The following is a 7148-nucleotide window of genomic DNA, read 5'->3' as shown; positions in this document are numbered from 1 at the left end:
CGCGACCGGCGTCTCCAAGACGATCGGATCGCCGTGCGTGGTGAGCGCGACGTAGCCCGGTCCCTCGAGGTAGACGTTGCTGAACCCACCGGCGAGCGAGCCGGCAAGGCTGTCGATGGTGCTGATCTCGTAGGAGAGCCTCTCCTCGAAGGCGAGGACGTCCTCCCCGTTGACCGTGATCGCCTCGCCGGCGTCGAGCTCGACGACTTGTACCTTCTTCCCGGCGTCGGCGAAGTAGACGTGACCTCGGCCCTCCACGGCCATGATCGGCGTCCCCTCGCCGGTGGCCGCTTCCTTGAGGAAGCCGGTGATCCCGCCCTCGGCGGAGGCCTTCCCCGTGAACGAGACGTCGCCGGTGTACGCGATCATCGATCCGGCCTTCGCCATCACGGTCCCGTCGACGTCGACGTCGAGGGTGTAGCTGTTCTCGCGCTGGAACGGTTCCGCGCTTTCCGTCGGTGCGTTCTCGGCTGTGAACTGATCTAGGTTCATGATGCGGGGACCGAACCATCGTGGACGGCCGCGCGCCGCCCGGTTCGGCTGGATGACACTTCCTCGCTATCGAATATGAATGTTGGTGGTCTCACGCGTGGACGGGTCCGGGTCACCGTCTCGGCGCCCCGACATCGGTCGCCCGTCCGCCGCTGACAACCCGCTCGCCCGTCCGCCGCTGACAACCCGCTCGTGTGCCGCCGGTACTACGGTCGGCGACGGCCTCTCAGTAGACGACCAGCGAGAGGTACAGCTGGCCGATCCCGGCGACGACCATCACGGCCCCGGCGACCCGCTTCAGGGCGCCCGCGTGGGCCATCACGCGGTTGGCGTTGCCGATCAGTCCCACCCCCGTCGCGACGGTCGTCGCGGCCATCAGGACGGCGACCGTGCCGGCGTACACGGAGAGGATCAGGACGGCGGCGTCGCCGGGAAGCGCGATGGCCCGCGCGACCACGCCGAGGAACACGGGCGCGACGCAGCCCGCGCCGGCCAGCGCGTACCCCGCGCCGAACACCCCGAACCCGAAGACGCTCGACCGCCGCTTCGGCAGCGGGAGCGACACCGACGGGGCGCGCCCGGCGACCACGAGCAGCCCGAAGATGACGAGCAGCACGCCGACGAGCGTCTCGAAGACGGTGATGTTCGACAGCGTCGAGTACCCGATCCGCACCGTCGCGCCCGCGAGCAGCGCGAACGTCGCGAGGACGCCGAGCGCGGCCGCGACCCCGCGCAAGCCCGCCCCGGAGACGGAGGCGGCCTCGGCGTCGACGGAGTTCACGTAGAAGCCCACGTACCCCGGCAACAGCGGGTACGCGCACGGAGAAAAGAACGTCGCCACGCCCGCGGTCACGGCGAAGGGGACGTTCGTCGCGAGCGAGACGTCGGTCATCTGTCGGCTCGTCCCCTCATCGGTCCAGCGCCCGCTCGATCCCGTTCACGAACTCCTCCGTGGTGTGGGTCCCTGACGTCGCCCAGCGCACGCGCCCCGTCGCGTCGACGGCGCGCGCGCTCGGATAGCCGCCGACGCCGAGCCGAGCCGCGAGCTCGGCGGTCGTGTCGGCCGCGACCAGCCAGTCGCCGTCGTGCTCGCGCCACCAGTCGGCGACCGTCTCCTCGCTGACCGCGCCGCCGACGTCCTCCGTCGTCACCGAGACGAACAGCACCTCGTCGCCGATCCGGTCGTGGGCCTCGGCGAGGGCCGGCATCTGCTCGGCGCACGGGGGACACCACGTTCCGAAGAAGTCGATGAACGTCGGGCGATCGGGCGCCGGAAGCGTCGCCTCGCCGTCGCGGCTTCCCGGCGCGTCGACCGTCGGCAGCGTCGTCGGCTCGATCGGTTCGTGCGCGTCCCCGCTCCCGAGCACCGCGGGCGCGCTCCCGGACGCGACGACTCCGGCCCCGCCGAGCGCACCCGCGCTGGCGAGTCCGGCGAGGAGGTGGCGGCGCCTCACGCGGTGACCACCCGCTCAAAGTCGCTCACGAGCCGTTCGATGTCCGTCTGCGGGCCACGCGGGTAGGCGCGCTCGACGATCCCCCGCTTGTTCGCGAGAAGGATAAGCCCGTAGTGGGGGAACTGGTACTCCAGGTTCTCGTACTGGTCGGCGTCCCGCTTCTCGATCACGAGCCCGAAGTCCTCGTCCATCAGCTCCTGCGCGCGCTCGTAGCTCTCGGGTCGCAGGAAGTGCCAGTTGCCGGCGTCGAGGTCGACGCCCTGCTGGCCGGCGTACTCGCGGAGGACCTCGGCGATGTCGCGCTCGGGGTCGAACGTGAGCGCGAGGAAGGCGGACTCGTCCCCGTACCCCTCCTCGGCGGCGACCGCCTGCGCGCGCCGGAGCCGGAGGATGAGCGCCGGGCAGACGCCGTCCGGGCAGTTCGTGTAAAACGAGGTCCACAGGACGGCGCGCTCGCCCTCGAAGTCGGCGACTGACACCTCGTCGCCCGTGAGCGGGTCAGGAACGGTAAAATTCGGCATCTCGTCGCCGTAGCTCGGGTGGACGGCCTCGCTCAGGTCCCGCTCCGGCGGGCCGAGGACGGTTCCCTCGGCGCCCGAGTCGCCGAGGACGCCGAGACAGCCGGCGGTCCCGACGGTCGCGCCGACGCCGGTCCCGGCCGCGAGCGACCGCAGATAGGTGCGACGATCCATGTGTATACGCCGACCTACGTCCTCGCGCGTAAATGAACCCCGCGACTGGTCGCACCGCGCGGCGACGGCGGCGGAAGCGTCGAAGAACCGGGTCTTGGCGTCTAAGACGACGCCGACGCGACCGACGGGCGCCGAGACGGTCGTGGTACCACGACCCTCGCAAGCGTTATCCCCCAAACGCCCGTCTGTTTGGTTGCAATGGCAAACGGTAAGGTTGACTTCTTCAACGACACTGGCGGCTACGGTTTCATTTCGACTGACGACGGCGATCTCGACGACGACGAGGACGTGTTCTTCCACATGGAAGACGTCGGCGGCCCGGACCTCGAGGAGGGTCAGGAGGTCGAGTTCGACATCGAGTCGTCCCCCAAGGGACCCCGCGCGACGAACCTGACGCGCAACTAACGATTCTACCGCGGACGCCGCGTCCGCACGCACTACCGGACCCCGTCGCCGGTCACCGAGACCGGCGACCGTTCCGTTCTTTCACGCTTATTTTTCCCGACGAGCGACGGTGCTCGACCGTTTACCCACGCTCGACGACGCCGGGATCGACCGTTTAAATACGAGTGCGGGCGAGACGGTTCACAGTGAGCGATCCGATCCCGACCGGCTGTCGGCCGGTCGACGACCTGTTGGGTGGCGGCTTCGAGCGCGGGGTCGTCACGCAGGTGTACGGCCCGCCAGCGGCCGGGAAGACGAACCTCGCGTTGGCCGCGGCGGTCGAGGTCGCCGCCGGCGGCGACCGCGCCCTCTACATCGACACCGAGGGGCTCTCGATCGACCGGTTCGAGCAGCTCGCCGCGGGGCGGGCCGACGACCCCGACGTCGACGACGCGGTCGAGGAGATCGCGTCGCGGCTGGTGATCTCCGAGGCGTACGACTTCGACGACCAGCGGGAGGCGGTCCGCGACGCTGAGGAGCTCGCCGAGGAGGTCGAGCTGATCGTGTTGGACTCCGCGACGGGGTTTTACCGGCTGGAGCGCGCCGGCGACACCGAGGGCGGCCAGTCGCTCCGGAAGGTCGCCAAGCAGGTGACGCACCTCCTCTCGCTGGCGCGCCGCCACGACATCGCCGTCGTGATCACGAACCAGGTGTTCACCGACCCCGACTCCGACCGCGACCGCGCGCTCGGCGGCAACACGCTCAACCACTGGACCGGGGCGATCCTCCGCGTCGACAGGTTCCGCGGCGGGAACCGCCGGGCCACGCTTGAGAAACACCGCTCGAAGCCCGCCGGCGACTCCGTCACCTTCCGGATCGTCGCCGACGGGCTCGCCGAGGGCGCGGACGCCTGAGCGGCGCGCCGGTCGGGGGAATTAAGCCCTTCCTACCGTCCTAATACGTAATGAGTAACGGAGCGGGTCGACCCGGACGAGCGACCGTCCTGCTCGTCGTCGCCTGCGTCCTCGCGGCCGCCCTCGCGCCCGCGGCGGCGGCGGCCGGCGGGCTCGGCGAAGCGGCCGTCGACCGCCCCGCGGTCGGCGTCGACGCGGCCTCCACGTCCCCCGCTCCCTCGCCGTCGCCGGCGCCGGCGACGGCAACTCCGCCCGCGACGCCGACGTCGCTCGGGGCGGCGTCGTCCGACGCCGTGGGTCCCGGACTGCGGTCGGCGAACGGCACCGTTGAGCTCGTGGTGCGCTTCGGAGACGACGCCGGGACCGGAGCGCGCCGCGCCGCCGACGGCGGCCGGATCGGGACTGACGAGCTCAAGACGAACGCCGCGACCGCGCAGGGAAGCTTCGAACGGTTCGCAGAGCGGAAGCCCGGCGTCACGGTCGAGCGGAGCTTCTGGCTCGCGAACGCGATGCTCGTCACGGCCGACACCGAGAGCGTCGCGGTCGAGCGCCTCCTCGACGTGCGCGGCGTCGAGCGCGTTCACGAGAATTTCCGGATGGAACTCGACTCGGCGGCGACCGCGGACGGCGGAGCCGGAGCCGGCGCCCTCGATTCTCCCGCGGGCCCCACGGCCGGTACCGTCTCTGCCGGTTCGACGGCGACGAACGCGACGTACGGCGTCGAGATGGTACGTGCCCCCGAGGTCTGGGAGACGTTCGGAACCCGTGGCGAGGGCGCGACCGTTGCCGTGATCGACACGGGAATTGACCCGAACCACCCGGACCTGACAGTGAGCGGGTGGGCGGAGTACGACACGGACGGGAATCTCGTGAGTGACAACGTCAGCGACGCGTCAGATGGTAACGGTCACGGTACCCACGTTGCCGGAACGGTCGCCGGTGGTAACGAGAGCGGGACGGCGATCGGCGTGGCGCCGGCGGCGACGCTCCACGGTGTCAAAGTGTTCGACGACGACGGCGGAAACGCGACGTTCACACGGGTCGTTGCCGGCATGGAACACGCGTCAGAGGACCCCGAAGTCGACGTTTTGCAAATGAGTCTGGGTGCAGACGGGTACGCCGCCGACATGATCGAGCCGGTCCGAAACGCGCGGGACGCCGGGAAGATCGTCGTCGCATCGTCCGGGAATCGCGACTTAGAGCCGTCGAGCTCTCCGGGTAACATATACGACACCCTCGGCGTCGGGGCTGTCGACTCCGACCGCGAGGTCCCTTCCTTTTCGGGCGGCGAAAACGTATCTACCGACAGTGCGTGGGGAAACGATGCTCCGTCTGACTGGCCCGATCAGTACGTCGTCCCGGACGTCTCTGCTCCGGGCGTGTCGGTGAACTCGGCAGCAGCGGGCGGTGGATACCGAAATCTCACGGGCACCTCAATGGCTGCACCCCACGTTTCCGGCGTCGCGGCGTTGATGATCTCGGTGACGTCGCGGAACGTCACCGACGAGGAGCTCTCCGACACGCTTCGAGACACCGCGAATCACCCGGACGACGCGACGGGCCCCGACACGCGATACGGCGCGGGGATCGTCGACGGGTTCGCGGCCGTCTCGTCGGTCACGGAGAACCGGTCGACGCTCGCGGTGAGCGATTTCGACGCGCCGACTGAGGTCGCACCCGGAGAGACGCTGGAACCGACGGCGACGGTCGAAAACACCGGCTCGGACCCCGGAGTCGGTGCCGTCGAGTATCGGTTCGACGGCGCCGTCGGCGACGAGGCGAACGTCTCGCTCGCTCCGGGCGAGAGCGCGACCGTCTCGTTTACGTACGTCGTCCCGAGCGACACGCCGACGAACGCGACCGACGAGCACGGCGTCTACACGAGAGACTCGAACCGGACCGCGGCGGTCGACGTCCTCGACCCGCCCTCCTACGAGGTGTCGGCCCTCCGCGCGCCCGCGTTCATCGAGCGAAACGGGAGCCTCGACGCGACGGCGACCGTGGCGAACGTCGGCGGACTCGGCGGCGAGAACCGCACCGTCGAACTCCGGCTGACCGACCCCGCGAACGCGAGCGACGTGCGGGTGCTCGACGCCGCGAACGTCTCGATCGGAGCCGGGAACGCCACGGCGGTCGCGCTGAACGGGACCGTCCCGAGCGGTTTCGCGACGGGCGAGACGACGGTCGCGGTGGCGTCGTCCGAGGACGCGGCCGACGCGACCGTCGGCGTCGCCGACGCGGTCGGCACCGTGAACGGCACCGTCACCGACGCGGAGACGGACGCGACGCTCCCCGGGATATCGGTGGTCGTCAACGACGGGAGCGCGGCGATCGGTGAGACGACGACCGACGCGGACGGAACGTACGCAATGAGCGCGCCGGCGACCGGTCTGAACGTCACCGCGGGCAACGCGACGTACGCGCCGGCGAATCGGACGGTGACTCTGAACGAGTCCGGAGACGCGGCGGTCGCGGACTTCGCTTTGACGCTCCGCAACGGCACGCTTTCGGGCGACGTGAACGCGACGGACGGACTCGACCGTCCCGCCACTGCGACCGTGACCGTCACCGACGCGGAGACGGACGCAACCGTCGCCTCGCTCGACGTCGGCGAGGGCGGCACCTACGCCGTCGACCTCCGCCCGAACGCCTACGACGTCGCCGTCGACGCGCCGGACTTCGAGCCGATGACGCGGACGTCTATCCGCGTCAGGCCGAACGCGACGACGGACCCGTCCCTCGCGCTCGATCCGAAGCCAGCGTCGCTGATCGGAACGGTGACGAACGCGAGCGACGGCGGGCCCGTCGCGGGGGCGACGGCAACCGCGGACGGGAGAGCGGCCACGGCCGACTCGAACGGCAGCTATTCGCTCGCGGTGGCGCGCGGCGAGCGGACCGTGACCGTCTCCGCGGACGGCTACGCGGACGTGACGGAGACGGCGACGCTCGCCGCGAACGAGACCCGAGAGGTAAACGCCTCGCTGGCTCCCCGAGGCGTGTTCACCCTCACCGGGTTGTCGGGGCCCGCCGAGATCGAACGGGGATCGAGCGGTGAGTTCGATGTCGCCGTGCTGAACGAGGGGCGCGCCGCCGACGACGCCGCCGTGAGCGTCGCCGTCGACCCGAGCGGGTCGGTGAGCCCGAACTCGGTCTCGATCGCCGGAGTCGCGGTCGACGATACCGGTTCTGGGACGTTCACCGTCTCGACCGCG

Annotated in this window: 7 protein-coding genes; 3 read left to right on the top strand and 4 right to left on the bottom strand. The window is 70.4% G+C overall.

Annotation, left to right across the window (positions count from 1 at the left end):
• The 4 genes from DJ75_RS02590 to DJ75_RS02575 form a co-directional block, all read right to left on the bottom strand.
• Positions 1–492: AIM24 family protein (locus tag DJ75_RS02590; protein ID WP_094522315.1), on the bottom strand; the 492-nt coding region annotated here is incomplete at its 3' end.
• Positions 493–718: 226 nt separating this feature from the next.
• Positions 719–1384, bottom strand: coding sequence for a cytochrome c biogenesis protein CcdA (locus tag DJ75_RS02585; protein WP_094522314.1), 666 nt, complete (start codon positions 1382–1384; stop codon positions 719–721).
• 16 nt (positions 1385–1400) lie between these two features.
• Complete coding sequence (locus DJ75_RS02580; protein WP_094522313.1) at positions 1401–1946, bottom strand: TlpA disulfide reductase family protein; 546 nt, start codon at positions 1944–1946, stop codon at positions 1401–1403.
• Entirely contained in the window at positions 1943–2638 is a 696-nt protein-coding gene (locus tag DJ75_RS02575) for an SCO family protein (protein ID WP_094522312.1), read from the bottom strand. Before DJ75_RS02575 ends, DJ75_RS02580 begins: the two co-directional genes overlap by 4 nt.
• A 198-nt stretch (positions 2639–2836) precedes the next feature.
• Here DJ75_RS02575 and DJ75_RS02570 point away from each other — a divergent pair, with 198 nt between their 5' ends.
• From DJ75_RS02570 to DJ75_RS02560, 3 genes are all read left to right on the top strand, one after another.
• On the top strand, positions 2837–3043 hold the full coding sequence (locus DJ75_RS02570) for a cold-shock protein (RefSeq protein ID WP_004046191.1): 207 nt from the start codon (positions 2837–2839) through the stop codon (positions 3041–3043).
• Positions 3044–3228: 185 nt separating this feature from the next.
• Positions 3229–3936 carry a DNA repair and recombination protein RadB gene (gene radB / locus DJ75_RS02565; RefSeq protein ID WP_094522311.1) on the top strand — a complete coding sequence of 236 codons (708 nt, stop codon included), beginning with the start codon at positions 3229–3231 and terminating at the stop codon, positions 3934–3936.
• 50 nt (positions 3937–3986) lie between these two features.
• The coding region (locus DJ75_RS02560) for a S8 family serine peptidase (RefSeq protein ID WP_141211952.1) at positions 3987–7148 on the top strand (3162 nt) is incomplete at its 3' end.

Source organism: Halorubrum sp. Eb13 (assembly GCF_002252895.1).
In the GTDB taxonomy this organism is placed as follows: Archaea; Halobacteriota; Halobacteria; order Halobacteriales; family Haloferacaceae; genus Halorubrum.
Note: the sequence above shows the minus strand (reverse complement) of the source record. Positions and strands in the feature narration are given on the sequence as shown.